We start from the raw sequence: 1,603 nt of genomic DNA on the forward strand, positions 1-1,603 counted from the left end.
CGCGGCCGGGAGCAGCGCGAGCGCCAGCCGCCGGTGGTCCCCGCGCGCCGCCGCCGTCACGACGAGCGGAAGCGCCGTGTAGCCGAGCAGGAGCGCCCACTGGCCGAGCAGCAGGCGTTCGGCGACGTAGGGGTTCCAGGCGTAGACGACACCGGCGGCGAGCCGCGGCAGGAGCCGGTCGCCGGGCACCAGCGCGGACGCGGAGGCGAACGCCAGCACGAAGATCGCCAGCAGGATCGCCTTCTGCACCAGGCCGGCCGGCGCGAGGTGGGACAGGGCGGCCACGACGGCGTCGCTGGGCACGTGCCGGGGCAGCATGCCGGTCAGCCCGAACGTCGCCTCGGACAGGGCCGGGTGCGGCACGAAGACCATGTCGTAGGCGAGCACGAACCCCGGGGCGAGCGCGGGTCCCAGCGCCAGCGCGCCGAGCAGAAGCCCGGCGCCGGCCGCCACCACCGTGTGCCGGCCTCGCGTCGTGACTCGCATGGGAGGACGAACGCTACCCGACCGCTCCCCGGCCTCGAGGACGTGCCACCTCACGGGTCGCGGGGCAGGCCGAGCAGGCGCTCGGCGATGACGTTGAGGTTGACCTCGGTGGTGCCGCCGCCGATGGTCATCGCGCGCGAGGCGAGCAGCAGGCGGGTCCAGTGCCGCCGGCGCCCGTCGGTGTCCCGGCCGGTGAGCGCGCCCTCCGCGCCGAGCAGCCCGAACCCGTACTCCGTCACCCGCTGGCCGTGCTCCATGCCGACGAGCTTGCCGACGTTCGCGGTCGCCCCGGCGTCCACGCCGGACAGCTGCTTGAGGATCGCCCGGTCGCCGAGCAGCGCGAACACGTGCGCGTCGGCGGCGAACCGGCCCAGGGCGTCGCGGACGACCGGATCCGCGGCGACGCCGAGGTCCTCGGCGAGCGCGAGCAGGCCCGGCACGTCGGCGCCGAGTTGCCAGCCGGTCGACAGGTTCACGCGTTCGGCGGTGAGGGTGCCGCGCGCGACCCGCCAGCCGGCGTCGACCTCGCCGACCACCATCGCGTCCGGCACGAACACGTCGTCGAGGAACACCTCGTTGAAGATCTGCTCGCCGGTCAGCTCCGTCAGCGGGCGTACCTCGATTCCGGGCGAGGCCATGTCGACGAGGAAGTAGGTGATGCCCCGGTGCTTGGGCGCGTCCGGGTCGGTACGGGCGACGCAGATGCCCCACTGGGCCTGCCGGGCGAGCGACGTCCAGATCTTCTGGCCGCTGATCCGCCAGCCTGGTGTCCCGTCCCCGTCCTCGGTCCGCTCCGCCCGGGTGCGCAGCCCGGCCAGGTCCGAGCCCGCGCCCGGCTCGCTGAAGAGCTGGCACCAGATGATCTCGCCGCGCAGGGTCGGGGGCAGGAAGCGTTCCCGCTGCTCGGGCGTCCCGTGCGCGGCGAGCGAGGGCACCACCCAGGCCCCGATCATGAGCGCGGGCGGGCGTACTCCGGCCGCGCGCAGCTCCTGGTGGATGACGACCTGTTCGAGGGGTGAGGCCGCCCGGCCCCAGGGCCGGGGCAGGTGCGGCTGGACCCAGCCGCCCGCGGCCATCGCCTCGACCCGCTCGGACGCGCGGAGCGCGGCCAGCGCGG

General features: G+C 75.4%; 1 protein-coding gene and 1 pseudogene. Both read right to left on the bottom strand.

The window, feature by feature from the left end:
• Positions 1-486: pseudogene (locus tag ACFFNX_RS49480) on the bottom strand (hypothetical protein); the annotation flags it as partial.
• A 50-nt stretch (positions 487-536) separates the two neighbouring features.
• The coding region (locus ACFFNX_RS49485) for an acyl-CoA dehydrogenase family protein (protein ID WP_378213427.1) at positions 537-1,603 on the bottom strand (1,067 nt) is incomplete at its 5' end.

The organism is Actinoallomurus acaciae, from assembly GCF_042429965.1.
Lineage (GTDB): Bacteria > Actinomycetota > Actinomycetes > Streptosporangiales > Streptosporangiaceae > Actinoallomurus > Actinoallomurus acaciae.